Below are 24,121 nucleotides of genomic sequence, written 5' to 3' on the forward strand. Positions count from 1 at the left end.
TTACGTGGTTTGTGTCTCTGTGACCTTGCCATCTAGGCAAGGTTCCCTCGCCGTCGCCTGATGAACAACGCGGGCCGTTCAGCGCGGACGGATACTGGCAAGATGCCGGGACACGGCAAGCCATGCGCCCAACCAGCCAAGTAGTGTACTGCAAGATAGCAAAATTGTGGAGCCTGTGAAGTCCAATCGGGGCAATGAAAAGCTGGCGCCGTAACTTTCCGCCAAGGCGGCCACCGGCAGCGACAACCAGTGGTTGCCCAATGACAGCAGCCCCAGCGCCAGCACGCCGCCGCCGAAGCCGTACCAGGCGCCACTGTAAAGAAAGGGGCGCCTGACAAACGCATGGGTGGCGCCGATCAACATCACCACTTCAATTTCGCGCCGCCGACTCTCCACCGACAGCCGGATGGTATTGCCCACCACCAGCAGCACCCCGAGGCCAAATAGCACCCCCAAAGCCAGCGCCACGCGCGTCCCCAGCGCCGCCAAGTGGCGCAGGCGCTCCACCCAGGCCAGATCGAGGCGCACTTCGTCGACACCCGCTATGTCGTCCAACCGCTCGGCCAGCGCCTGCATGAGCTCAGGATCGACGCTGCCCGGGCGGACCACGATACTGTGGGGCAGGGGATTATCGTCGAGCCCCGAGAGCGCATCCTCGACACCCAGTGATTGCTGAAAATCGGCCATGCCCTGCTCCGCGCTGACCAAGCGGGTCCCTTGCACCGCTTCGTCGGCACTGACCGCCTGCTCGATGCGCTCGGCCTCAGGCAGCTCAACGCTGATTTCAAGGTAGGCGGTGAGAGTGGCGCTATCGTCCAGTTCTGCATCCAGCAGCCGAGCGCTGTCCAGGGTCAACCACAGCGCGGCGGGGAGTACCAGTGCAATGGCAATCGCCAGCATGGTCAGCAAATTACCCAGCGGGTAGCGAATCAGTCGCTGCAGGCTGTCGAGCGCCATTGCCCGGTGGTGCCGTGCCCAGGCACGCAAACGGCTGGACCGGCGCGGTTGCTGGGCACGGGCCCCGCGTTGCGCCGGGCGCTGAGCCTGCTGAGGAGCGGCGCGTGGACGTGTCGACCGGGGAGCGGCGCCTTTCGGTTTTTGGCCGGTCGGTCGTTTCATGCTGCCCCCTCGTCCGCTACCAGCCGACCATCGCGCAGGCGTATGATCCGGTGCCGCAATCCCGCGATCAACGCCAGGTCGTGACTGGCAATCATGACGGTCGTGCCAATCCGGTTAAAGTCTTCAAACAGCCCCATGATGTCCGCGGACAGCTGAGGATCCAGGTTGCCCGTCGGCTCATCGGCGAGCAGCAGGGCAGGCTTGTTGACGACGGCACGGGCAATACCCACGCGCTGCTGCTCACCACCGGAAAGCTCGATAGGCAATGCCTTTTCACGGTGCAACAACCCAACTTTGTCCAGAGCAGCACGCACACGGCGAGCCGACTCACGGGGCTCGATGCCCTGAATATCCAGGGGTAACGAGACGTTATGAAACACGCTGCGGTCAAACAGCAACTGGTGATCCTGGAAGACCACACCAATCTGGCGCCGGTAAAACGGCACCTGGCTGGCATGCAACTGGGCAATATCGTGCCCTGCCACCACCACCCGCCCGCGGCTCGGCTTTTCAAGGCGCATGATCAAACGCAACAGAGAGCTCTTGCCCGCGCCGGAATGGCCGGTAAGAAACACCATCTCGCCCCGCGCTACGCGAAAGTTCAGGTGTGACAGCGCTTCAAAGCGCCCTCCGTAGCGTTTACCCACATGCTCAAAGGCGATCATGGGTTGGCATCGTCTCCCTGGCGATCAAACAGCGCGTTGACAAAGTCCTGCGACGCGAAGGGACGCAGGTCATCCAGCCCTTCGCCGACACCGATGAAGCGGATCGGCGTGTTGAGCTGCTTCGCCAGGGCGAAAATGATCCCGCCCTTGGCGGTACCGTCCAGCTTGGTCAGCGTAATACCGCTGACCGGCACGGCCTCGTTGAAGGTACTGGCCTGGGAAATGGCGTTCTGACCGGTGCCCGCATCCAGCACCAGCATCACCTCATGCGGCGCTGTCTCGTCGATCTTTTTCATCACCCGATGGACTTTTTTCAGCTCTTCCATCAGATGGCCCTTGTTGTGCAAACGACCGGCGGTATCCGCGATCAGCACATCGACGCCGCGCGATTTGGCCGCCGACACCGCGTCATAGATCACCGAGGCGCTATCGGCCCCCGTATGCTGGGCAATCACCGGCACGCTGTTGCGCTCCCCCCACACCTTGAGCTGTTCAACGGCGGCGGCACGGAAGGTGTCCCCCGCCGCCAGCATGACGCTTTTGCCTTCACGCTGGAAACGCTGGGTAAGCTTGCCGATGGTGGTGGTCTTGCCCACACCGTTGACCCCGACAACCAGGATCACGAAAGGGCCGTCGCTGGCTTTATCGAAGCTCAGCGGTATGGTGACGGGCTCAAGCATGGCCGCCAGTTCTTCCTGAAGCCCCCGATAAAGGGCCTCGGGATCCTTCAGTTCCTTGCGCGAGACCCGGGCTTCCAGCCGCTCGATAATCTCGCTGGTCGCTTCAATGCCCACGTCGGCCATCAGCAACTGGGTTTCAAGGTCCTCAAGCAGCTCATCGTCGATCTGCTTTTTGCCCAAAAACAGATCGGCAATGCCGTCAGTCAGGTTGGCGCGGGTTTTGCCCAGGCCCGACTTGATGCGCGACAGCCAGCCCTTTTTCTCGCCTTTGTCAGCGGACGGCTTCTCCCGCAGCGCCGGTTTTTCAACGGGCGTAGGTTCTGGCTCTGGCTCTGGCTCTGGTTCTGGTTCTGGCTCTGGCGCGGGCGTAGGCTCTGGCGTAGCGTCAGACGCAGACGAATGCTCGTCAACCCCGGCTTCCTCGCGGCGGGTATGTTCTGGTGCCTGCTGATCGTCGCTTAACTCATCAGTCGCCTGCTCCTGGGAGGGGTCGACCTGAGACTCGTCCTGCGCTTCCTGCTGGGAATCCTGCTTCTGTTTACGCTTAAAAAAACCAAACATGGATGTCATCCGACTGATAAAGGTAAAGAATGGGATTATCCTACCACCGCCAACCAAGACTTTGGATAACTAGCCCGCTACAATCCGCGTTATGACTCGAAACCGCTCCACTCGCTCATCCTCGTCGCGCCGCTCGGCTGCCAAGCCGCTTGGCAAACTGCGCATTATCGGCGGTGATTTTCGCCGCCGCCAGCTACCGGTCCTCGACAAGCCAGGATTACGGCCCACCCCTGACCGCGTGCGTGAAACGCTGTTCAACTGGCTTGGCCAGGCGCTTTATGGCAAAAAGGTGCTCGACCTTTTCGCCGGCACCGGTGCGCTGGGGATTGAAGCCATCTCCCGCGGGGCGGCCCAGGTCACCTTCGTCGAAAGTGACCGCCAGGTGGCCGCCCACATTACCCAAAACCTTGAAACACTCAAAGCGCAACAAGGGGATGTCGTCGTTCAGGATGCGCAGGCCTTCCTCATGCAACCGGCCCAGTGCTTTGATATCGTCTTTCTGGATCCGCCGTTTCATCAGGGCTGGGCAGCCGGATGTTGCGCTACCCTTGAAGCCGACCACTGGCTCGCACCGGAGGCCATGATTTACCTGGAGACCGAACGCGACCTGACACCTGATGTACCCACGCATTGGGTGCTGCACCGCGAGACCCAGGCAGGGGAAAGTACCGCCAGGCTCTATCAGCGCCGCGCCCCGTAATCAGCGCTTGCGGCTTTGCATTTCGGGCGTTACGCTCGCTCCACTATTTTTAACCGTTTGTTTTACAGGCAAGCATGTCGCTTGTTTTGATCTGGAGGTGAGCATGAGCCTAGAGTTATTCAATCAGCTTGAGCAGCGCGTTACCGATACCGTCGAGGCGCTGGAAATGATGAAGCTGGAAAACGAGACGCTACGTAATGAAAACACCCAGCTCAAGCAGGAACATGAAGAGTGGGAGCGCCGCTTGAGCGCACTGCTGACTAAATTCGATGAAGACCCCTCCTGAGGCAGGACCCGTCTTAAACAGAGCGTGACATCAACAGCGCACTCTCGCGACCGGCAGCCCCGTGGACTGCCGGGTAATAGTCTCGCCGATAGCCGTCCTGCTGAAAGCCAGCGCCTTTATACAGCCGAATCGCCGCCGTGTTGCTTTCACGGACTTCCAGCAGCACCCGTTCACTTTGCCAGCGAGCCGCAACGGCCAACACGGCCTTGAGCACCCGATCGCCGACACCCTGCCCTCTGTGCTCCGGAAGTACGCCAATGGCCTGCAGCTCGGCGTCGAAGGGTAACCGTGCCAGTAGAGCGTAACCGGTCAACTGCTCATCGTGCCAATAGCCCACCACACAGGCGGCATCCCCCGCCAGCGCCTCGCCAAGCAATGCGGCACTGACGCCACTCAGGGCCCGCGCCTCGAGGGCTGCCAGCGCCTGGAAGTCATCATGACTCAGCTCAGTGATCATCTTGACCCGATACCGTCCAATCCTGCGCCAGAGCATGCAATGCTGGCCATAGGTTGCGCTTGGTATCGGCACTGTGCAGTAGCGTGTCCAGTGACGGCGCCTGCCATACCGGCAGCGCCAGCGTGCGGCTTTGCTCTTCGTGCACATCCAGTACCTTCGAGAGCGACTGGCTGTTCGGGTCAGTGGCGCCAGCCCCCCACCACAGTATCTTTTCCAACTGCCATTGCTGGCGACTGGCCGCCCCGCTTATAAACGCATTAACCCCCTCGCGCGCTTCTTCGAGGGGATCTTCTGGTTCAAAGGCATTGGCCATGGGCGGCCATTTGAAGAACATCACCTCCGGCAGCGACCCACCGGCGATCCCCGCCGCCTGGCATATATTGGCAAGCAGGCGTTGCTCAGAAGCATCCATCTCGCCCGGGTGAACGCTTAGCCAACGCCCCCCGATACACACGCACGACAGGCGAAACTGCAGCGGCTCCTTAGCCACCGGCGCTTCGCTGGGCGTTGGCGCGGCGGCCGTTTCTGCTGGCTTGCTGGTGGCCTCGGAACGCTCACCCAACAAGGCGCGCACGGCTGACGGCGATGCCTCCGCCTCCCCTGAGGGGGGCGGTGTTTCCACAGGCGCCGAACGAGGCGCAGGCGCATCATCCAGCAGGGCCTGAAGTCGCTCACGCGGCGGCGTGGGCGTTGCAGGGGTGTCATCCCATTCGCAGGCTTCCGTGGGCCGCGCATTGGGCAACTGATAGCGCGATGCCCAGGCGGTAATCCCCATGGCCTCGAGGTAATGTCGGCGAACAACCTCTGGGGTCACTGCCCGCCCCCACGGCAGTTGGGTGAATCAGGACGCTGACCGCCGCGCATTTCCCATTCATGAGGGGTATACAGATGAAGGGCCAGCGCGTGCACCGGGCCGGATAGCTCGTCGGCCAGCAGCGCATAGATTTTCTGGTGGCGCTTGACGGGCATCAGGCCGTCAAAGGTGTCGCTCACCAACGTCACCTTGAAATGCGTTTCAGAATTCGCGGGGACGTTGTGCATATGGCTTTCATTTTCTACCTGCAGCACGTCGGGCGCTAGCGCCGCTAACTTCTGCTCTATGTGTGCCTGCAGCGTCATGGAGGCTCTCCTTAGGTCGGAAACCCTTCCATTGTACGCGCTTACTGGCCGCCAGACGATGCCCGACGCGCAACCAGCGCACGCCGCGCCAGCGACACCCGCGAAAGGCTCGCCAGCAGCGCCAACAGGGTAGTCGCCGCGCCTAGCCATAACGTGACCTGCACGGCGGCACCCAGCGCCAGCGTAGCGCCCACCAGTGCCACCCCCAGCGACTGCCCCACTGTTCTGGTGGTACTCATCACGCCAGACACATTGGCACTGCGCTCGGGCGGCAGACTGCCCATCATTTCGCGGTTGTTGGGGGGCTGGAAGAGACCGAACCCCACGCCGCATAGCGCGGTCCGCCAGAGACTCCCTGCGACACCGGTTGATTCATCCACCAGCGCCAGCGCCATCAAGCCGATAATCAGCAGCACCAGGCCGGTACTCGACAGCACGCTCGGGTTCACCCGGTCGGCCAACCGCCCGGCTAACGGCCCGACGACCATGATGGCCAGCGGCCAGGGGGTGAACAGCCAGGCGGTCTCGAGCGGCGAAAAGCCCATCTGCTCCTGATAGAAGAACGACAGTGCGACGAAGGCCAGCCCCTGACCGATAAACGCAAGCCCAGACGCCGAAACGGCCAGGGTAAAGCGTTTTTCCGCGAACACGCTGAGCGGTAATAACGGGTAGGGAGCACGGCGCTGCCGGGCGATAAACAAGCCACCGGCGATCACAGCCAGTACTGCCCAGCCCGCACTCTGCCATACGGGGGCGGCATGCCCCACCGCGTCCATGGCCAGGAAAAAGCTCGCCAGCATCAACATCGAAAGCAGCGCCCCCAGGCTATCGAAGCCTCCCCGACGCGGCGTTTCTCTGGGCAGCGCTCGGTTTGCCAGCCATAGCGAACACACCCCCAGGGGCACATTCAACGCGAACAGCCAGGGCCAGTCGGCAAAGGACAAGATCACACCACTTAACGTGGGCCCCGCCGCATAGCCACCGGCCACCACCAGGGCGCTCAATCCAAGCGCACTTCCCAGCAACCGCGAGGGAAAAATCGCCCGATACAACGACGGGCCAATGGACAGCGTCGCCGCCGCGCCCAGGCCCTGCAGCGCACGAAACACCAGCAGCGTTTCCAGGTTCCGCGACAGGGCGGCCCCCAGCGCAGCAATAACAAAGGTTGCCAGGCCAAACAGGTACAGCCGCCGACGCGTCAGCAGTTCGCTGAGACCGGCAAACACCAGCAGAAAAGCTGCACAGACCACCTGGAACACATTGGTGATCCATACCGACCGGGAAGCTGACACACCAAGGTCTGCCGCAATGGTCGGCAGGGCCAGGTTGATCATGGTGGTATCGACAACCGCCATCAAGGTACCGGTCACCAATGCCAGGACAGCCAGGGCGCGCTCGCCCCCTGGCAGGCCATCGTCACCGGGCCGGGTTTCAAACAGTCGCATGGTGATTCATTCCTGAACAGTCCCATGGAAACAACAAAACCGGCCAAAAGCCGGTTTTACAGGAAACTTGCGTGACAATCACAGCGCGCTAGTCGAGTTCGTTATCAAGCAGCAGGGCGTCATCAACATCGGATATTTCCAGGGCCGTATCGTCGTCAAGGTCGATGGCGAGGTAGCTATGCTCGATGCGCAGAAAGGTTTGAAACAGCGACCAGTCAAGCGTCTCGGGCCACTGGCGCTCGTCCTCTTCCCAGGCCCGCAGCTCGGTTTCCAGAATTTCCGCGTAGCGTTCACGAACAAAGGCTTCGAGCGCCTCGGGCGTATCCATCTCCGGGATCAGATACACCGTGCTTTCACGTTCGACGTCGTCCAGGGTCAGGTCGTCGTCTCCCATGGTGGGCTCGAGCGCATTGATCCAGTCCACAAAGGGCTGGGTCGGCCTGACGCTCAGGGCAGAGCGATTTAGCAGTTTCATGGGATTCTCCTCGCCGTCGAAACGTGGTCATTATGGGCGCTAAATCGCGCCCTTACCACTTTTTCGTCCGTCACCGCACCGTTAGCTGGCGTTAATCCGCCTCTGGGCGCATCGCCGGGAATAGCAGAACGTCGCGAATCGAAGGGCTGTCGGTAAACAGCATCACCAGCCGGTCGATGCCGATGCCTTCGCCAGCCGTTGGCGGCAGGCCATATTCCAGTGCGCGCACGTAATCCGCATCGTAGTACATGGCCTCAAGGTCGCCGGCGTCTTTTTCCGCTGACTGCTCCCGGAAGCGCTCGGCCTGGTCTTCGGCGTCATTAAGCTCCGAGAAACCGTTGGCGATCTCACGGCCACCCACGAAGAACTCAAAGCGATCCGTCACAAACGGGTTGGCATCGTTGCGGCGCGCCAAGGGGCTGACCTCGGCCGGGTACTCGGTGATGAAGGTGGGTTGGTCGAGCTTGTGTTCGGCCACTTCTTCGAATATCTCTGTTTGTACCTTGCCCAGCCCCCAGCTCTCCTTGACCTTGATGCCCAGCTTTTCGGCTAACGCACGGGCGGCGTCCAGCGTATCCAGATCCGCATCGCTGATGCCATCGCCGTGATCAAGAATCGCTTGACGCAGGGTCAGGCGGTTGAACGGCTTACCGAAGTCATAGCTGCCACCCTGGTAGTCAATGGTGGTGGTACCCAGCACTTCCTGAGCCGTTGTACGCAGCATGGCTTCGGTCATATCCAGAAGGTCATTGTAATCCGCATAGGCCCAGTAGAATTCGACCATGGTGAACTCTGGATTGTGCCGCGTCGACAGCCCCTCGTTGCGGAAATTGCGGTTGATTTCGAAGACTTTTTCAAAGCCGCCCACCACCAGACGCTTGAGGTAAAGCTCCGGGGCGATACGCAGGTACATGTCGATATCCAGCGCATTATGGTGGGTGATAAACGGCCGGGCCGCCGCACCGCCAGGGATCTGCTGGAGCATCGGCGTTTCCACTTCCATAAAGCCGCGGGCTTCAAAGAAACGACGCATGGCGCTGATCACCGCCGCACGGGTCTCGAAGACCTTGCGCGACTGCGGATTCATGATCAGGTCGACATAGCGCTGGCGGTAGCGGGCTTCCTGGTCGGTCAGGCCGTGAAACTTGTCGGGCAGCGGGCGCAGGCTCTTGGTGAGCAGCTGGGCCTCTTGCATCATCACGTACAGATCGCCCTTGCCGGACTTGTGCACGGGGCCACGGGCAGCAACGATATCGCCGATGTCCCAGCTTTTGATATCGTCCAGCACATCGGCGGGCAGGCCCTTTTTATCCATGTAGAGCTGGATCTGGCCCGCCACATCCTGGATCACAATGAAGGGGCCGCGCTTGCGCATGATACGGCCTGCCACCGAGGCGTGATGATCAAGCGTTTCAAGCTCGGCTTTGTCCTTTTCACCCAGCAGGTTCTGCAACTCGACCGTGAGGCTATCGCGGCGGAAATCGTTCGGGAAAGCGCTCTTGCCCTGCTCTGCCGCCTGTTCGCGACGGGCTGCGAGCTTGGCCCGGCGCTCCGCAATCAGGTGGTTTTCGTTATCGAGAGAAGACGCGTCTTGATTAGCCATCGGGCACCCTATTAATGATCAAACCCTGAAAAGATTACAAACCCTGCTTGAGGCTGGCGACGATAAACTGATCCAGATCGCCATCGAGCACTTTTTCGCAGTTGCTGGACTGGACGTTGGTCCGCAAATCCTTGATGCGCTGATCGTCAAGCACATAGGAGCGAATCTGACTGCCCCAGCCGATGTCGGACTTGGCGTCTTCCGCCTGCTGCTTGGCCTCGTTGCGCCGCTGCATCTCGTGCTCCCACAGCTTCGCCTTCAACTGTTTCATGGCAAAGTCGCGGTTGGCGTGCTGACTACGCTGGCTCTGGCATGCCACCACGATGCCGCTGGGCTCGTGGGTGATGCGCACCGCTGAGTCGGTGGTGTTAACGTGCTGACCGCCCGCACCGCTTGAGCGGTAGGTATCCACGCGAATATCAGAAGGATTGATGTCCACTTCGAAGCTGTCGTCAATTTCTGGTGACAGGAAGACCGACGCAAAGGAAGTATGGCGACGACCACCCGAGTCAAACGGGCTTTTGCGCACCAGGCGATGAACGCCGGTTTCGGTACGCAGCCAGCCAAAGGCGTACTCCCCCTGAATATGCAAGGATGCCGATTTTATGCCGGCCACATCGCCCGCTGAAATCTCGATGATATCCGTCTTGAAACCGTGGCTTTCTGCCCAGCGCAGGTACATGCGCAGCAGGATATTCGCCCAATCCTGAGCTTCCGTGCCGCCCGACCCTGACTGGATATCCAGATAGGCGTTGTTCTGATCCATCTCGCCGGAGAACATGCGCCGGAACTCAAGCTTCTCGAGGTTGGCCTGCAGGTTATCCAGCTCCTTGCGGACTTCGTCGACAGTACCTTCGTCGTCTTCCATTTCCGCCAGCTCGAGCAGATCCCGGCTGTCGCCCAGCCCCTGTTCAAGGTCGTCAATAGTGGCCACGATCGTCTCGAGGGAGGCTCGCTCTTTACCAAGCTTCTGCGCGTAGTCCGGATCGCTCCAGACATTGGGGTCTTCCAGTTCGCGGGTGACCTCTTCTAGCCGATCCTGCTTCTCGGCATAGTCAAAGATACCCCCTAAGAACCTCTGTCCGTTCAGACAGGTCCTTGATCTGGAGGTGAATCGGGTTAGTTTCCAACATGGAATACCTTGGTATTGGTCAGTAAAAAATTAGCTCAGTGAATACGGTTCAAAGGAAAGAAGCACATTGTAACGAAATTGGCTTCCAACAACCATCAGCACCGCCACTATCGAAAATCCGCATAGCTACATGTGTAATTTCTGATGGACACCTACTTTTCAGCGGTGCTAGTACTAAATTGTCAAACAACCGTATTAGGACAATTCTTGAGGGATCGACATGACAACAACACGCACTCTCCTGGGCACTGCCGCATTGGCGCTAAGCGTTGCCGCCCCTCTCCAGGTCCAGGCAGACACACTTCGCCTGGCCATCATGGGCGAGCCAGCGTCGCTTGATCCGCACAAAATCAGCGGCACCTGGGAAAACGATGTGGTGGGTGACCTGTTTGAAGGCCTGGTCACTGAAGCCGCCGATGGCTCGCGTATCCCAGGCGTTGCCGAATCCTGGGAAATCTCCGATGACGGCACAGTATACACCTTCACATTAAGGGACGATGCCAAGTGGTCGGACGGTGAACCCGTCACGGCGGATGACTTCGTGTACGCCTTTCAGCGCATTCTATCGCCTGCCACCGCCGCTGATTACGCTTATCTGCTGTACCCGATCAAAAACGCCGAAGCCGTCTATGCGGGCGACGCCGAGGCAAGCACACTGGGCGTCGAGGCCCTGGACGCCTCCACCCTGCAAATCACTCTTGAGCGCTCAACCCCTTACTTTCTAGACCAGCTTTCCCACTACACCGCCTACCCGGTGCCCAGCCACACGGTGGACACTTACGGCGACGAGTGGGCACGCCCAGGCAACATGGTCTCCAACGGCGCTTTCCAGCTCGAAGAGTGGCAGTCACAAACGCGTATCACGGCAAGCCGCAACCCGCATTTTCATGACGTTGACAATGTCGACCTTGAAGAAGTCGTCTATTTCCCTATCGAAGAACGCAATACGGCGCTGAACCGTTTTCGGGCAGGCGAGATCGACATCGCTCGTGAGTTCCCCACCCAGCAGTACGACTGGCTGATGGAGAACCTGCCCGAAGCCGTTCAGGTAGCGCCTTATCTGGGCATCTATTACTACGCCTTTAATACCCGCGACGGCCATGCAACGGCGGACCCGCGAGTGCGTGAAGCGCTAAGTCTGGCCGTTCGTCGCGAAGTCATTACCGATCAAATACTGGGTACCGGTGAAGTACCGGCTTACAGTTTCGTTCCGCCCAACGTCAGCCACTACGAAGCGCCCACCGCCAGCTTCGCCGAACTCTCCCAGGACGAGCGCATGGCGCGCGCCCGTGAACTGCTGCAAGACGCAGGCTATGGCCCGGATAACCCGCTGGAACTCATGCTGCGTTATAACACCAGCGAGGACCATCGCAAGGTCGCCATCGCCATTGCCGCCATGTGGAAACCCCTGGGCGTTGAGGTAGAGCTTTATAATTCGGAGGTTGCCGTTCACTACGCAGATATTCGCCAGGGCGACTTCGACGTTGCCCGGGCTGGCTGGATCGGTGACTACAATGACGCCCAAAACTTTCTGAGCCTGTTGGAAAGCGGCGTCGCCAATAACTACGGTGCCTACAGCTCGCCGGAATTTGACGCCTTGATGAGCGAAGCCGCCAATACACAGGATCTGGATGAGCGCGCCGACATCATGGCCGAAGCAGAGACCATCGCTCTGGAAGACAGCGCTACGCTACCCATCTACTACTATGTCTCGCGCAACCTTGTCAGCCCCGATCTATCCGGCTGGGAAACCAATATTGAAGATATCCATCGCTCACGCTGGATTCACTTAGACGATTGATTTCCTTTCGTTCGTTTTTATAACGACTGATTGCCGCTACATCCTCAGGCCACTGGCCTGAGGAGCGAGGCCCAAAAATGCTCAGCTACACGCTAAAACGCTTGCTTCAGGCAATCCCGACGCTATGGATTGTCATTACCCTGTCGTTCTTTTTAATGCATCTGGCCCCGGGTGGGCCTTTCGACGGCGAGCGTCAACTGCCGCCGGAAATCGAGGCCAACTTAATGGCCTCTTACGGCCTGGACAAGCCCGTCTGGGAACAATATCTCACCTACATGGGGAACCTGCTCCAGGGCGACCTTGGCCCCTCGTTCAAATACAAGGATTTTTCGGTTACCGAGCTCGTTGCTCAAGGCTTTCCTGTCAGCCTGGAACTCGGACTGTGGGCGATTGGCCTCGCCCTACTGGCGGGAATTCCCATGGGGGTGATTGCGGCGCTTAAACGCAACTCCACCATTGACTATATGGTCATGGGCACAGCGCTGGCCGGGGTGGCCATTCCCAACTTCGTGATAGCCCCGCTGTTGGCCCTGGTGTTCGGTGTCTTTCTCGCCTGGTTACCGGTCGGCGGCTGGAACGACGGTCATTGGAAAAACATGATCCTGCCCGTCGTGGCGCTTTCCATACAGCAGATCGCCTATATCGCGCGGATGATGCGCGCCAGCATGATCGAAGTACTGGGCAGTCACTTTGTCCGCACGGCTCGCGCCAAAGGCCTTAGCGAGCGCGAAGTGATCTTTCGTCACGCCCTGCGCCCGGCCATGCTCCCGGTTATTTCCTACCTGGGTCCTGCCATTGCCGGGATTATTACCGGTTCGGTGGTGATCGAACAGATTTTCGGCATCCCCGGGATTGGTCGTTATTTCGTCCAGGCAGCGCTCAATCGCGACTACACCCTGGTGATGGGCACGGTGGTTTTTTACGGCAGCCTGATCGTTATTCTCAACCTCATCGTCGATTTACTCTACTCGGCTCTGGACCCGCAAATTCGCTATGATAATGAATAATGCAACGTCAGCCCCGCCGGTCACAAGCAACAGCCTGGGGCGTGAAGCCTGGCGGCGGCTCCGCCAGAACAGGGCGGCCACCGCCAGCCTGGTACTCCTCATCGTCATTGCCCTGGCCTGTGTATTCGGCCCCTGGCTAACCCCCTGGGCGCTGGATGAAGTGGACTGGAACGCCTTTCTGGCCCCGCCAAGTCTAGACAGTGGCCACTATGCGGGCACTGACGCCAACGGCCGCGACTTGCTCACGCGGGTATTGCATGGGGGTCAGATTTCTCTTTCCGTCGCCCTGGTGGCGACCCTCGTCTCGCTGGTGATCGGCGTTCTTTACGGCGCGATCGCTGGCTATGTTGGCGGCCGGGTCGACAACCTGATGATGCGCTTCGTCGACATCATGTACTCGCTGCCCTTCATGTTCATGGTCATCCTGCTGATGGTGGTGTTCGGGCGTAACATCCTGCTGATCTACGCCGCCATCGGCGCCGTTGAATGGCTCGACATGTCGCGCATTGTGCGCGGGCAGGTGCTCGCTCTAAAACGCCGTGAGTTCGTTGAGGCCGCTCATGCGTTAGGCGTCAGCAGCATCAAGATCGTCACGCGCCACCTGATCCCTAATGCCATCGGCCCCGTGATCATCTATGTCACCCTCACTGTCCCCAAGGTTATTTTGCTGGAGAGCTTTCTCTCCTTTCTGGGCCTCGGCGTTCAAGAGCCCCTGACCAGCTGGGGCGTCCTGATCAGCGAAGGCAAGGACATGATGGAAACAGCGCCCTGGATGCTGATTATTCCCTCTGCGTTTCTCGCCACCACGCTGCTGTGCTTAAACTTCCTGGGCGACGGTCTGCGCGATGCCCTGGACCCCAAGACGCGCTGAGACAGGCCCCGTCAGCAAACGCAAGGAGGCTACATGCCACAACCATTACTGGAAGTTGATCGTCTGCGGGTCGACTTCGACCTTCCCGATGGCCCCGTCACGGCCGTCAAGGACGTTAGCCTCACCCTGCACCAAGGCGAAACACTTGCACTCGTTGGTGAATCAGGCTCGGGCAAGTCGGTCACCTCGACCGCGGCGATCGGCTTACTCCCCGAGCTGGCTCGCGCCACCGGCACCATTCGCTGGCATGGTGGGCCGGGCAATGAAAACCTGATTACCGTCAACCGCAAGCGCATGCGGGCGATACGCGGCAACGAGATTTCAATGATCTTCCAGGAACCGATGACCTCGCTCAACCCCATGCATCGGGTAGGCAGACAGATTCGTGAAGTCCTGCATAAGCACACGCCACTACGGGGCAACAATGCCTACCTGCGGGTCGTGGAGCTACTCGAACAGGTGGGTATTCCCGAGCCCAAGCGACGCATCGACAGCTACCCCCACGAGCTTTCCGGCGGCCAGCGCCAGCGGGTGATGATTGCCATGGCGCTGGCCTGCGAGCCACAGCTGCTGATCGCCGATGAGCCGACCACCGCCCTTGATGTCACCGTTCAGGCGCAGATTCTCGCGCTGCTGAAAGACCTCCAGGCGCGTTATGGCATGGCGATCCTGTTTATCACCCACGATCTGGGGGTTGTCCGGCACCTGGCTGACAGCGTGTGCGTGATGCAACACGGTGAAATCGTCGAAGCGGGTGCTACCAAAGCGCTGTTTCAATCCCCCCGGCACGCCTATACTCGGATGCTGATTGACGCCAACCCAAGTGGCCATAAGGAACCCGTTCCCAACTCAGCGCCTACCCTGCTCACGGCACAAAATATTGGCGTTCGTTTCCCGATCAAAAAGCGCCTGTTTGGCCCCAACCGCTATTTTGAAGCGGTGAAACACATCGACCTGACGCTACGCAAAGGTCAAACCTTAGGCATCGTGGGCGAATCGGGCTCAGGCAAGACGACCCTGGGCCGGGCGCTTCTTCGGCTGGTAAAAAGCCATGGCAACATCCATTTCGATGACATTGATGTCGGTCAACTTGACCATGCGGGCATGCGCCCGTTGCGGTCACGCATGCAGGTTGTCTTTCAGGACCCCTTTGGCTCGCTGTCTCCGCGCATGACGGTGGGTGAAATTATTGGTGAGGGGCTGCGCGTTCATCAGCCGCTCCTCGGGCGTGCCGAACGCGATACCGAGGTTATCCAGGCCCTTGAAGAAGTCGCCCTGGACCCCGCCCACCGTCACCGCTACCCCCATGAATTTTCTGGTGGTCAACGGCAACGAATTGCTATCGCCCGAGCATTGGTCGTCAAACCCGAGTTCCTGTTGCTGGACGAACCCACCTCCGCCCTTGACCGCTCGGTGCAAATGACCGTGATTAAGTTGTTACGTGATTTGCAACAACGCCACGGCCTGACCTACTTATTTATAAGCCATGACCTTGCCGTGGTGCGCGCACTGGCCGATGAGGTCATTGTGATGCGCCAAGGGGAAATCATTGAGCAAAACGATACCCAATCGCTGTTCAACGCCCCACGCGAGAGCTATACCCGCGAACTGATGCGCGCCGCTTTCCTGGAAAGCCCCGCGGCTTGAGCAGTAAAAAAACCCGGCCGAAGCCGGGTTTGGGTCGTTCTGGCAAACGCTGATTTCTTAGAAGCGATAGGTCAGTTGAGCACCGAAGCCGTGGGCTTCGTTTTTGTAGTCGGCGGAGTAGGTTGCACCACCTGCGCCGTTCAGCAAGTCAGTGCGCTCTTGCTCAACAAAGGTGCCCCGCTCGGTCAGGTAGGAGTAGGCCACATCGATGGTCACGTCATCGGTCGGCGTCCAGCCCGCGCCCAGCGAGAAAATGCGCCGGTCATCAGAGGGAATGCGCACGCTGCGATCGTCATCATTGGTCGGCGTCATGTCCAGGGTTAACCCGGCACGCAGCGCCAAGGTGGGCGTCAGTTGGTACTCACCACCCGTGGCAAACGCCCAGGCGTTGGAGTAATTCTGCTCCTCATTGGTAATCAGGCCGCCTTGATCGTCCACCACGCGGATTTCTTCGAACTGGCTCCAGCGCACCCAGGAGGCACCGAACATCAGCTTCAAACGATCACTCATCTGCTGGGTCAACGAGAAGTTGACCGTTTCAGGCGTGGTCAAATCCAGGTTGGCGGCGCTCGAGCGAACGACATTACCCGTTGGACTGGTGGCGCTGAAATCACCTTCCAGCTTATAGTCCACTTTCGAGCGGTAGGTCAGGCCCAAGGTAGTCTCGGGCACCGGCCGATACATCACCCCAAGGTTATAGCCCCAAGCCTGGTCATCACCGTCCACACGGGAGTCGATATCACCTGACGGATCGAAAGTACTCGCATTTGCTTGACTCGGTAATTGGCGACGAAGCTCACCCTCAACCTGGTTGTAGGTGATACCCGCCCCGACGGACCACTGGTCGTTGAACCGATAAGACACCGTTGGTTGGGCGCTCGCCACAGTAACCTCAGTATAGTCGCCGAAGTAACGGCCCTGGAAGTCGTCTTCATAGTCAGTCTTAGAGCCGAAGGGTGCGTAGACACCAAAACCAAAGGCCAGCTTATCGTTGACCGGGTGAGCATAGAAAGCATAAGGAATCAGCGTACCTGGTACCATGTCACCCTCATTACCACCAGGTACTGCCCCTAGCGTCATTTGGGTGCCGATGGCCGATCCGCCCTGGGCGACCCCTACATCCAACTTGCGATTGGCTTCCACATTAGAAATATCGCTATTAACGTTTAAATATGTACCACCTACCGAGATTTGCGCACGGTCCAGAAACGACATACCGGCAGGGTTGCCGAACACGATGGTCGCGTCTTCGACATTGGAGCTGCGTCCCGCGTGACCGTAGCCCTGGCCGCTGACACTCTGCTCGTTGATTTGGTAACCACCCGCCTGGGCTTGGCTGGCGAAGGCGGCAGTGGCGACGGCGACTGCCAGGGCGAGCTTGTTGAATTTATTGTGCATAGTGGGCCTCTTTTCCCAATGATCCGACGGGATGGTGAACATCCATCATACTTTTTTTGTACATGTCAGTTTTGTCCCAAAAGCCCGCTTGGTTCAAGGGCAAACGAGCGTTTTATTTTATTTTTGCCTTATACATTAGTCGCACGTGCGTTTTAAATCATTGTTTTAACCGTTTCGGCCTATTTTTCTGCTCAGCCTTGACCTTTGTGTAACCCATAGGTTTTAGACTCATGGTCAGTCATCAATACTTTCCATTGGAGCGCACAATGAAAGTCAGCGAGCTGGCAAAACGTGGTGGCGTCACCGCCGAAACGGTACGCCATTACACCCGGGAGCAATTGCTTGCGCCCAAACGACATCCCGATAACGGCTACCAGCTTTACTCCGCGACGGACCTCGAACGGCTGCACTTCATTCAACGGGCGCGCAAGCTTGGTTTCAGCGTCGCCGAAATTCGCGACATCCTCGCTCACGCCGACCACGGGGACTCCCCCTGCCCATTGGTGCGCGACCTGCTGGCCAACCGGCTGCCGCAAATCCGCGCCCAGATCCGCGAACTCGAGGCGCTTGCCCAGCGGATGGAGCAGGCTCTGGAAAGCTGGCAGCACATGCCCGACGGAACGCCGGACGGCCACAGCCTTTGCCGCTTGATCGAAAGCTTCCCCGAGAAGCAGGAGGTAAAATGAGCCAGCACACCCTGACCCGCACGGTGCCCGGCATGAGCTGCCAGGGCTGTGTAACGCGCATGCGCGAGGCGATTCAGCAACAGGACAGCGACGCAGACGTGGTAGGCGAACCAGGTGAAAAGCGCCTCGAAGTCACCACCACGCTGGACGACGCCACCCTGGACCAAACGCTGCGCCAGGCAGGCTACCCGCCCGGCACGCCCGATACGCCGGGCGAACAACGGGACCGGACGACTGACGCCACGCCTGCCCAAAGCGCTCCCCAGGGACGCCACCAGAAAACCCGCCTGGCGATCAGCGGCATGACCTGTGCCAGCTGCGTGAAAAGCGTTCAGAAAGCGCTGGAGCGCACCGAAGGCGTGGACACCGCAAGCGTCAATTTTGGCACGCATACCGCGCAGATTTTTGGCGATGCCGACCAGCAGGCCCTGGTAGTGGCCGTGGAGTCGGTGGGTTACGGCGCCGAGCCCATTGTCGATATGCGCGAGGCGGAAAGAACGCGCTCAGAACAGGAAGCCCACGACTACAAGCGCCGCTTGAAAGGCAGCGCCTGGTCGCTGGCACTTGCCGTTCCGCTGATGCTCAGCATGTTCGTCTATCACCCACACCCAGTGGGCGCCGGGCGGCTGTTCTGGCTGGTGATCGGGCTGCTGACACTGGCTATTCTGGCGTTTCCCGGGCGGCACTTTTTTTTCAACGCCTGGAAAAACCTCAAGCACCATCAGGCCAACATGGACACCCTGGTGGCCATGGGCACCGGTACCGCCTGGCTCTACTCGATGGTGGTCGTGCTGTTTGCCCCCTGGCTACCCGAAGTCGCCCACGGCATCTATTTTGAAGCCTCCGCCATGGTGATCGGCCTGATTCTGCTGGGCAACGCCATGGAGCTTAGAGCGCGCGGGCGCACAAGCGATGCGCTAAAACGCCTGCTCGACCTGCAAAGCCGCACCGCAAGGGTGATCCGGGACGGCGAAGAGCGTGAGGTGGACATCGATGACGTAGGCGAAGGCGACCAGATCCGCGTTCGCCCCGGCGAGCGCCTGCCGGTGGATGGCGAGGTTGTGGAAGGCGCAAGCCACATCGACGAATCCATGCTCACCGGCGAACCCGAACCGGTGAAAAAGGGCCAGGGCGATGAAGTCAGCGCCGGGACGGTCAATGGCAAAGGAGGCCTGGTGTACCGGGCAACAAGAGTGGGCGCCGACACCCGTTTGGGGCAGATCACCGAACAGGTCGCCAGCGCCCAGAATTCGCGCCCGCCGATTGGCGAGTTGGCCGATAAAGTGTCCAGCGTGTTCGTTCCTTCGGTGATGATCATCGCCGTGCTTACCGCACTGGTATGGTTCAACACCGGCGCCGAGCCACGGGTCATCCACATGCTGGTAACGGCCACGACAGTGCTGATTATCGCCTGCCCCTGCGCACTGGGCCTGGCCACGCCGATTTCCACCATGATTGGCGTAGGCAAGGCCGCTGAACACGGCGTGCTGGTGAGAAACGGCGACGCCCTGCAAACCGCCAGCAAACTGACCACACTGGTCGTGGACAAGACCGGCACTCTCACCGAGGGCAAACCCCGTGTTACAGAGGCGGAACTGCTGGACGAGGATAGGGCCCAGACGCTTGGCTATATCGCGGCCCTGGAACGCGGCTCCGAGCACCCGCTGGCAGCAGCATTGATGGCCTATGCCGACGCACATGATGCTGAACCTGCCAGGATTCAGGACTTCGATAGCGTCACCGGGGGCGGTGTCAAAGCGCAAACCACCGACGGTAAGTCACTGCTGCTCGGCAACGCCCGTCTGATGGAGAAGGCCGGCGTCGATCTTTCCGCGCGTCTGGAAAACGCCCGCGAACTGGAAGAGAAAGCCCGCACGCTGGTGTATTTTGCCCTGGATGGGCAATTGGCGGCGCTATTCGGCATCAGCGACCCGCTGCGCGACGATGCCGTTGCCGCCGTCAAGCGGCTACAGGAAGACGGCTTGAACGTCGTCATGCTGACCGGCGATAACCCCCACACGGCCGCAGCGATCGCGCGCCAGGTGGGTATTGACGATTACCGCGCCGGACTGCTGCCCGAAGACAAGCACGCTGACATCGAGCGGCGGCAAAACGCTGGCGAAATCGTCGGCATGGTCGGCGATGGCATCAACGACGCCCCGGCGCTTGCGCGTGCCCATGTCGGTTTCGCGATTGGTCAGGGCACCGATGTGGCCATCGAAAGCGCTGGCATGACGCTGATGCGGGGCTCGCTGCACGGCGTCGCCGATGCCATCGAAATCAGCCGCGCCACCCTGCGCAACATCAAACAGAACCTGATCGGCGCCTTTGGCTACAACGTGCTGTGCATTCCCATCGCCGCCGGGGTGCTTTACCCGCTGACCGGTACACTGCTTTCACCGATGATCGCGGGCGCGGCGATGTCGCTGTCGTCCATCACCGTGGTCAGTAACGCCAACCGCCTGCGGCTATGGAAAACCAGCGCCACTCAATCCAAAGGAGACACTGCATGAGCCTACTGATCAACCTTGCCGGGGTCGGCCTGATCGCGCTGATTGTTTGGTGGTTCTGGCTCAGCTAGACGTTTCTAGCTCACCCCGATATAGCGCCCCGGCTTGTGGTTCAGGGCGATGATCAGGTTGAGCGTCAGCGCCCCCAGTACCGAGTAGGCCACGCGGTCCAGCGGCAACTGGGTGAGCGCTACCAGCAGGATCACCCCGTCGATGCCCAGTTGCACGTAGCCTGCGCGCAGGCCGTGTTTTTCCTGGAGGTAAAGCGCCAGGATATTGATACCCCCAAGACTAGTGCGGTGGCGAAACAGCATCAGCATGCCGATGCCCATCAGCGCGCCGCCCATGAGGGCGGCATAAAGCGACGGCACGGCGGCAAACTGCACCCAGCCCTGGGTGAGCTCCGAAAACAGCGATACCAGGCCGATCGCCGCAAAGGTGCGCAGCGTAAAGCTCCAGCCCATGCGTTTGATGGCCAGGTAATAGAACGGCAGATTGATGGCAAAGAACCACACCCCGAAGCCCCAACCGGTGATGTAATTTAACAGCAGCGCCAACCCAGCCGTGCTGCCCGTCAATAACACCGCATGGGTATAAAACGTCACCCCCAGCGCCACAAAGCAGGTGCCCAGCAACATCGCCATGACATCCTCATAGGGCTTGTGAGGGTCCTTGGGAAGGTCTTCCACACGCATGGGGGGTCCTTGTTTGGTCTGTCAGGATTATCGAGTGATGCGCTTAGACAGGGCTGGCGTGTTCGACCATCAACTGCAGCGTCTCACGCCCCCGCCAGCGGTTGCGATTAAGCTTGTAGGCGCAGTGGAGGGTATCACCGACGCTGAATGCGGGCAGCTCACCGGGGGTCAGCGCGCGAAACCAGATCGCCTTGCAGGTCACCGGGCCCATGGAAAGCTCCATCATCAGGTGCGCGCCTTCCGCGCCGACCGGGCGCAGTGCTTCGACGATAAAGCGCCCTTCAAACAGCGGCGGGTCGAACTCGCGGCCATAGGGGCCAAGGGCCTCGATATCGCCAAGCGTTGCCAGTGACAGCTGTGTCGTGGATAGCTCGCCGTCGGTCCACAGGCGCGGATAGAGCTCGCGGCCTGCCAGTTGCTCTTCCACCGCCTGAAGAAACGCGGCTTTGAAGGCCTCCAGCTGGTCCCGTGGCACGCCCACCCCGGCTGCCCCACTATGGCCGCCAAATCGCGGCAGCGCCTGGGGGGCGAGTTCAAAGGTGCGCTGAAGCGCATCGCGCAGGTGCAGACCGTCAATCGAGCGGCCGGAACCGGTTAGCATGTCGGGGGCAGCCGCCCGGGTAAGCACCAGCGCCGGACGCCCATAGGCTTGCACCAGCCGCGAGGCGACAATGCCCTGAACGCCTGGGTGACCATCTTCCAGTAACACGACGACCGCCGACTCGTTGGCTTCCAGCGCGGGCGCCGCCAGGGCGCGGGCTTCTTCCGCCATATCAGCCTCGATGGCCTTGCGCGACTGATTATCCTGGTCGAGGACTTCCAACTGGCGATTGGCCACGCCCTCGGTTTCCGCGAGCATGAAGTGCAGCGCCGCGTAAGGGTCGTCCAGCCGCGAGCGGGCATTGATGCGCGGCCCCATCTGGAAGGCCAGCGTTTCGGCATTGAACGGTACGCTGTCGGCGCCCAAGCGGGTAGCCATGGCCCGCCAGCAGGCGGCCTCCATGCGGTTGATCAAGGTCAGGCCGTGGCTGACCACTGCACGGTTGGCGGGGCTACCGCCCAGCGACACGCAATCCGCTACCGTGCCCAGCGCGACGTAAGAAAGCCAGGGCGACAGCTTAGGAGTGGAGGCTGACAGCGCCCCCCACTCGATCAGCACGCCGCGGGCCAGCGACATCAGTAGCCACGCCACCATGCACCCGGCGATGGTTTTATCCGGGTAGTCGCAGTCATCACGGGTTGGATTGACGCAGGCATAGGCCGAAGGGGGTGGGCCTTCCAGCGGCAACGCATGGTGGTCGCTGACCACGACATCGATGCCCGCGGCTTTCAAGCGGGCAATGCGCGGCTCGTCGCTGCTGCCGCAGTCGGCAGTAATCACCAGCGACGGCAGCGGCTTCAGGTTCAGCGTGCGCTCGACCAGCGGCAGACTGATTCCATAACCGTCGTGAATACGGTGGCCAATCAGGCTGTGCAGCTTATGCTCCGGGACGCCAAATAACTCGACCAGGGTACGACGGATCACCACATGGGAGGTGATGCCATCCACGTCATAGTCGGTGAGAATCCCGATCGATTCGCCTTCGGCTACCGCCTGGGCGATGCGCTCGGCGGCTCGGCGGCCGTCAGCGAGTTTCTCCGGGTGCGCCAGGTAGCGAAGGCTGGGCGATACCAGCGGCGCCAATTCGCCTTGATAGCCCGGCAGCCGCGAGGCAAGCAGGCGCGCCTGCAGTTCATTCAAGCCTTCCGCCTGGGCGCGGGCATACACCGCCTCGTCCAGTGGACGAGGCTCCAGCCGGGGACGGCTAGCGTGTTGCAGCGACGCCCCCGCCTGGCGGGCAGGTGGTCGGTCTGTCACGTCGGCCATCATACCTAGCGCCGGTTGTCAGCGACAAACTGCTGCACCGCGGCGAGCTCAGCGGGCAACACCGCGTAACGCTCTTCGCGTTCAAGCAGGTCATCCATGTGTGTCGGCAACGGCACGCCCTGGAACCCGGCTTTTACCACCGCTTCGGCAAACTTGGCAGGATGCGCCGTGGCCAGCGTAATCACCGGTGTGGTCTGGTCGGCCCGAGCACGCTCGGCGGCGCGATAGCCGGTGGCCGTATGCGGGTCGAGTATTTCACCGGTACGGTGGTGGGCTTCACGGATCACTTCCAAGATCGTCGCGTCGTCAACGCTGTGGCTTGAGAACTTTTCGCGCAACTTGGCCAGCGGCGCATCGGCAAGCGCCGTGGGTTCCTGCTGAAAACGCTCCAGCAGCGCCGCCACCGCGGCACCGTCCTGGTCGTAGGCATCAAACAGCAGGCGTTCGAAGTTCGACGACACCACGATATCCATGGACGGCGCAAGGGTTGCCGCCAGTTCTTTCTTGGAGAAGTCATTGGCGGCAAGCGTGCGGTGCAGGATGTCGTTGGCGTTGGTGGCAATGATGAACTGCTTCACCGGCAGGCCCATCTTGTAGGCCATATAACCGGCAAAGACATTACCGAAGTTGGCCGACGGCACGCAGAAACTCACTTCGCGCTTGGGCGCACCCAGCGCCACGCCCGCGGCCACGTAATAGACGATCTGGGCCATGATGCGCGCCCAGTTGATGGAGTTCACCGCCACCAGGCGCGTGCCGTTCAGGAAGTCCTGATTGGCGAAGCTGGCCTTGACCATCGCCTGGGCGTCATCGAAATTGCCTTCGATGGCGATGTTGAACACGTTATTGGCCAGTACCGTGGTCATCTGACGACGCTGCACTTCCGAGACACGGTTGTGGGGGTGCAGGATAAAGATATCCAGGTTGTCGCAGTGACGGCAGCCTTCAATGGCCGCCGAGCCGGTGTCACCAGAGGTGGCGCCCATGATGACCGCACGCTCACCGCGCTTTTGCAGGAAGTGGTCGAGCAACCGGCCCAACAACTGCAGCGCGACGTCCTTGAATGCCAGGGTAGGACCATGGAACTGCTCGAGCAGAAAATGGCTGGCGTCCAGCTGCTTGAGTGGCAGCACCGCGTCGTGATTGAAGGTCGCGTAGGCATCGGTGACGATCTGACGGAAGGTATCGTCGTCGATCTCGCCGTTCACAAACGGCTTCATGACGCGAAACGCGATCTCCGCGTAAGACAGGCCAGCCATCGCTTCCAGGTCTTCTTGCGAGAACGACGGCAGCGTTTCCGGCACATAAAGCCCACCGTCGCTGGCCATGCCGGTCAACACCACCTCTTCAAAGGAGAGCGCGGGCGCCTGCCCGCGCGTGCTGATATAACGCATGTG

General features: G+C 60.3%; 22 protein-coding genes. 8 read left to right on the top strand and 14 right to left on the bottom strand.

The genetic code is table 11. From position 1 onward, the window contains the following. Positions 1-78: 78 nt before the first annotated feature. From ftsX to ftsY, 3 genes are read right to left on the bottom strand one after another with little or no spacing between them, the layout of a single operon-like run. Positions 79-1,119, bottom strand: a complete 1,041-nt coding sequence (ftsX, locus tag NH395_RS09700) for a permease-like cell division protein FtsX (RefSeq protein ID WP_253024385.1) — start codon at positions 1,117-1,119, stop codon at positions 79-81. After that, positions 1,116-1,784 carry a cell division ATP-binding protein FtsE gene (gene ftsE, locus NH395_RS09705; protein WP_066319397.1) on the bottom strand — a complete coding sequence of 223 codons (669 nt, stop codon included), beginning with the start codon at positions 1,782-1,784 and terminating at the stop codon, positions 1,116-1,118. Before ftsE ends, ftsX begins: the two co-directional genes overlap by 4 nt. Next, entirely contained in the window at positions 1,781-3,025 is a 1,245-nt protein-coding gene (gene ftsY, locus NH395_RS09710; protein WP_253024387.1) for a signal recognition particle-docking protein FtsY, read from the bottom strand. Before ftsY ends, ftsE begins: the two co-directional genes overlap by 4 nt. A gap of 91 nt (positions 3,026-3,116) precedes the next feature. Between ftsY and rsmD the strand changes: the two genes are divergently transcribed. Together rsmD and zapB are read left to right on the top strand one after the other, a co-directional pair. Further along, the gene (gene rsmD, locus NH395_RS09715) at positions 3,117-3,725 is read left to right on the top strand and encodes a 16S rRNA (guanine(966)-N(2))-methyltransferase RsmD (RefSeq protein WP_253024389.1); all 609 of its coding nucleotides are present in this window, start codon (positions 3,117-3,119) and stop codon (positions 3,723-3,725) included. A gap of 103 nt (positions 3,726-3,828) precedes the next feature. Beyond that, positions 3,829-4,011 carry a cell division protein ZapB gene (gene zapB, locus NH395_RS09720; protein WP_066319393.1) on the top strand — a complete coding sequence of 61 codons (183 nt, stop codon included), beginning with the start codon at positions 3,829-3,831 and terminating at the stop codon, positions 4,009-4,011. A gap of 13 nt (positions 4,012-4,024) precedes the next feature. On the opposite strand, the gene rimI is transcribed toward zapB, so the two are convergent. The 7 genes from rimI to prfB all read right to left on the bottom strand — a co-directional run bounded on the left by rimI (position 4,025) and on the right by prfB (position 10,243). Further along, on the bottom strand, positions 4,025-4,468 hold the full coding sequence (gene rimI, locus NH395_RS09725; RefSeq protein WP_253024391.1) for a ribosomal protein S18-alanine N-acetyltransferase: 444 nt from the start codon (positions 4,466-4,468) through the stop codon (positions 4,025-4,027). Beyond that, positions 4,458-5,282 carry a hypothetical protein gene (locus tag NH395_RS09730; RefSeq protein WP_253024393.1) on the bottom strand — a complete coding sequence of 275 codons (825 nt, stop codon included), beginning with the start codon at positions 5,280-5,282 and terminating at the stop codon, positions 4,458-4,460. The genes rimI and NH395_RS09730 overlap by 11 nt, the downstream gene beginning before the upstream one ends. Then, on the bottom strand, positions 5,279-5,587 hold the full coding sequence (locus tag NH395_RS09735) for a BolA/IbaG family iron-sulfur metabolism protein (RefSeq protein ID WP_066319386.1): 309 nt from the start codon (positions 5,585-5,587) through the stop codon (positions 5,279-5,281). The genes NH395_RS09730 and NH395_RS09735 overlap by 4 nt, the downstream gene beginning before the upstream one ends. A 41-nt stretch (positions 5,588-5,628) precedes the next feature. Beyond that, positions 5,629-7,032, bottom strand: coding sequence for an MFS transporter (locus tag NH395_RS09740; protein ID WP_253024395.1), 1,404 nt, complete (start codon positions 7,030-7,032; stop codon positions 5,629-5,631). An 88-nt stretch (positions 7,033-7,120) separates the two neighbouring features. Continuing rightward, positions 7,121-7,507: a hypothetical protein gene (locus tag NH395_RS09745; protein WP_066319382.1), complete on the bottom strand. Its 387-nt coding sequence runs from the start codon at positions 7,505-7,507 to the stop codon at positions 7,121-7,123. A 91-nt stretch (positions 7,508-7,598) separates the two neighbouring features. After that, positions 7,599-9,110 (bottom strand): lysine--tRNA ligase, encoded by a 1,512-nt coding sequence (gene lysS, locus NH395_RS09750; RefSeq protein ID WP_253024397.1) that lies wholly within the window; start codon positions 9,108-9,110, stop codon positions 7,599-7,601. 34 nt (positions 9,111-9,144) lie between these two features. Further along, positions 9,145-10,243 (bottom strand): peptide chain release factor 2 gene (prfB, locus tag NH395_RS09755; RefSeq protein WP_366065589.1). Its coding sequence is split into 2 segments (ribosomal slippage): positions 9,145-10,167 and positions 10,169-10,243, totalling 1,098 coding nucleotides; the frame shifts between segments, so codons are not numbered across the junction. Positions 10,244-10,462: 219 nt separating this feature from the next. Between prfB and NH395_RS09760 the strand changes: the two genes are divergently transcribed. The 4 genes from NH395_RS09760 (at position 10,463) to NH395_RS09775 (ending at position 15,568) form a co-directional block, all read left to right on the top strand. Further along, positions 10,463-12,043 carry a peptide ABC transporter substrate-binding protein gene (locus tag NH395_RS09760; protein WP_253024399.1) on the top strand — a complete coding sequence of 527 codons (1,581 nt, stop codon included), beginning with the start codon at positions 10,463-10,465 and terminating at the stop codon, positions 12,041-12,043. Between the two features lie 77 nt (positions 12,044-12,120). Continuing rightward, a complete protein-coding gene (gene oppB / locus NH395_RS09765; RefSeq protein ID WP_066319373.1) occupies positions 12,121-13,050 on the top strand; it encodes an oligopeptide ABC transporter permease OppB in 930 nt (309 codons plus the stop codon). Next, the gene (locus NH395_RS09770; RefSeq protein WP_253024401.1) at positions 13,043-13,921 is read left to right on the top strand and encodes an ABC transporter permease subunit; all 879 of its coding nucleotides are present in this window, start codon (positions 13,043-13,045) and stop codon (positions 13,919-13,921) included. Before oppB ends, NH395_RS09770 begins: the two co-directional genes overlap by 8 nt. Before the next feature lie 33 nt (positions 13,922-13,954). After that, complete coding sequence (locus NH395_RS09775; RefSeq protein WP_253024403.1) at positions 13,955-15,568, top strand: ABC transporter ATP-binding protein; 1,614 nt, start codon at positions 13,955-13,957, stop codon at positions 15,566-15,568. A gap of 57 nt (positions 15,569-15,625) precedes the next feature. Here the strand turns inward: NH395_RS09775 and NH395_RS09780 are convergent, their stop codons facing one another. After that, complete coding sequence (locus tag NH395_RS09780; protein WP_253024405.1) at positions 15,626-16,966, bottom strand: outer membrane protein transport protein; 1,341 nt, start codon at positions 16,964-16,966, stop codon at positions 15,626-15,628. Positions 16,967-17,232: 266 nt separating this feature from the next. On the opposite strand from NH395_RS09780, the gene NH395_RS09785 reads away from it, so the two are divergent. Next, positions 17,233-17,652, top strand: coding sequence for a MerR family transcriptional regulator (locus NH395_RS09785; protein WP_066319364.1), 420 nt, complete (start codon positions 17,233-17,235; stop codon positions 17,650-17,652). Next, complete coding sequence (locus NH395_RS09790) at positions 17,649-20,165, top strand: heavy metal translocating P-type ATPase (protein WP_253024407.1); 2,517 nt, start codon at positions 17,649-17,651, stop codon at positions 20,163-20,165. Before NH395_RS09785 ends, NH395_RS09790 begins: the two co-directional genes overlap by 4 nt. Positions 20,166-20,239: 74 nt before the next feature. Here NH395_RS09790 and NH395_RS09795 read toward each other — a convergent pair whose 3' ends face one another. The 3 genes from NH395_RS09795 to thrC are packed head-to-tail and all read right to left on the bottom strand — an operon-like array spanning position 20,240 to position 24,118. After that, a complete protein-coding gene (locus tag NH395_RS09795; RefSeq protein WP_253024409.1) occupies positions 20,240-20,857 on the bottom strand; it encodes a YitT family protein in 618 nt (205 codons plus the stop codon). A 43-nt stretch (positions 20,858-20,900) separates the two neighbouring features. Then, positions 20,901-22,724, bottom strand: coding sequence for a DHHA1 domain-containing protein (locus tag NH395_RS09800; protein WP_253024446.1), 1,824 nt, complete (start codon positions 22,722-22,724; stop codon positions 20,901-20,903). Between the two features lie 5 nt (positions 22,725-22,729). After that, a complete protein-coding gene (gene thrC / locus NH395_RS09805; protein ID WP_066319355.1) occupies positions 22,730-24,118 on the bottom strand; it encodes a threonine synthase in 1,389 nt (462 codons plus the stop codon). Between the last annotated feature and the right edge of the window lie 3 nt (positions 24,119-24,121).

This window comes from Halomonas sp. Mc5H-6 (genome assembly GCF_024124705.1).
GTDB classification, from domain to species: domain Bacteria; phylum Pseudomonadota; class Gammaproteobacteria; order Pseudomonadales; family Halomonadaceae; genus Vreelandella; species Vreelandella subterranea.

Bases quoted from the DNA above. Each gene is read 5' to 3' on its own strand.
- NH395_RS09775 (WP_253024403.1), top strand. From the start codon at position 13,955: ATGCCACAACCATTACTGGAAGTTGATCGTCTGCGGGTCGACTTCGAC.
- NH395_RS09735 (WP_066319386.1), bottom strand. From the start codon at position 5,587: ATGACGCTGCAGGCACACATAGAGCAGAAGTTAGCGGCGCTAGCGCCC.
- NH395_RS09800 (WP_253024446.1), bottom strand. From the start codon at position 22,724: ATGGCCGACGTGACAGACCGACCACCTGCCCGCCAGGCGGGGGCGTCG.
- oppB (WP_066319373.1), top strand. From the start codon at position 12,121: ATGCTCAGCTACACGCTAAAACGCTTGCTTCAGGCAATCCCGACGCTA.
- ftsY (WP_253024387.1), bottom strand. From the start codon at position 3,025: ATGTTTGGTTTTTTTAAGCGTAAACAGAAGCAGGATTCCCAGCAGGAA.
- zapB (WP_066319393.1), top strand. From the start codon at position 3,829: ATGAGCCTAGAGTTATTCAATCAGCTTGAGCAGCGCGTTACCGATACC.
- lysS (WP_253024397.1), bottom strand. From the start codon at position 9,110: ATGGCTAATCAAGACGCGTCTTCTCTCGATAACGAAAACCACCTGATT.
- NH395_RS09770 (WP_253024401.1), top strand. From the start codon at position 13,043: ATGAATAATGCAACGTCAGCCCCGCCGGTCACAAGCAACAGCCTGGGG.
- NH395_RS09785 (WP_066319364.1), top strand. From the start codon at position 17,233: ATGAAAGTCAGCGAGCTGGCAAAACGTGGTGGCGTCACCGCCGAAACG.
- NH395_RS09790 (WP_253024407.1), top strand. From the start codon at position 17,649: ATGAGCCAGCACACCCTGACCCGCACGGTGCCCGGCATGAGCTGCCAG.
- thrC (WP_066319355.1), bottom strand. From the start codon at position 24,118: ATGCGTTATATCAGCACGCGCGGGCAGGCGCCCGCGCTCTCCTTTGAA.
- NH395_RS09760 (WP_253024399.1), top strand. From the start codon at position 10,463: ATGACAACAACACGCACTCTCCTGGGCACTGCCGCATTGGCGCTAAGC.
- NH395_RS09780 (WP_253024405.1), bottom strand. From the start codon at position 16,966: ATGCACAATAAATTCAACAAGCTCGCCCTGGCAGTCGCCGTCGCCACT.
- rsmD (WP_253024389.1), top strand. From the start codon at position 3,117: ATGACTCGAAACCGCTCCACTCGCTCATCCTCGTCGCGCCGCTCGGCT.
- ftsE (WP_066319397.1), bottom strand. From the start codon at position 1,784: ATGATCGCCTTTGAGCATGTGGGTAAACGCTACGGAGGGCGCTTTGAA.
- NH395_RS09740 (WP_253024395.1), bottom strand. From the start codon at position 7,032: ATGCGACTGTTTGAAACCCGGCCCGGTGACGATGGCCTGCCAGGGGGC.
- NH395_RS09795 (WP_253024409.1), bottom strand. From the start codon at position 20,857: ATGCGTGTGGAAGACCTTCCCAAGGACCCTCACAAGCCCTATGAGGAT.
- NH395_RS09745 (WP_066319382.1), bottom strand. From the start codon at position 7,507: ATGAAACTGCTAAATCGCTCTGCCCTGAGCGTCAGGCCGACCCAGCCC.
- ftsX (WP_253024385.1), bottom strand. From the start codon at position 1,119: ATGAAACGACCGACCGGCCAAAAACCGAAAGGCGCCGCTCCCCGGTCG.
- rimI (WP_253024391.1), bottom strand. From the start codon at position 4,468: ATGATCACTGAGCTGAGTCATGATGACTTCCAGGCGCTGGCAGCCCTC.